This is a genomic window from Polaromonas sp. P1_E3 (assembly GCF_056405935.1).
Map to the genome: position 1 here is coordinate 1 of NZ_JBFUBD010000870.1, position 504 is coordinate 504.

Below are 504 nucleotides of genomic sequence, written 5' to 3' on the forward strand. Positions count from 1 at the left end.
ACTGGCTGCTGGACACTGGCTGCTGGACCCGGCGGCTTTTGATCTGCTGGAAGTCGGCCAGCACGCCATTGATGTGTATCTGCGAGGACTCGGTTTTCCTGGCTCGCCGCCAGCCTCAGTCTCAGCCAAGCCGGCGTAAGGACAACTAACAGGCCTTGGAGGTCCTAGTAAGCCTTAATGCAAATGCCGCGGCTTGCGTCCGCCACCACCGTGCCCAGAACCACCCTGGGGGCCACCCAGGCCGCGCGGCGGCTTGCCCAGCTGCATGGAATTCACCAGCGCATCAAAGCGCTGCTCGAAAAGCCTGTCTACGGCTGCAACGACCTCGCCGAGCTCCGACCCATCAAAGTGGCGCTCCATCAAGCCGATCATGTCCTGAACCAGGAGGTCGCGTTGAACCTGCATGATGGCAGCCGGTGTAGGCCCCACAAAATACATGACGAAGTCATCACGCGCCTCCTCATCGTCGACGCCCTCGTCTTCATCAAAGTCAGAGTCGTAGAA

At 60.3% G+C, this 504-nt stretch carries 1 protein-coding gene; it reads right to left on the reverse strand.

Going from position 1 to position 504, the window contains the following annotated elements; all coding sequences use genetic code 11:
- Nucleotides 1-174 precede the first annotated feature (174 nt).
- Nucleotides 175-504 (reverse strand): DUF6806 family protein (locus tag AC1D0Z_RS24050; protein ID WP_477660612.1); only part of this gene is annotated, 330 nt, incomplete at its 5' end.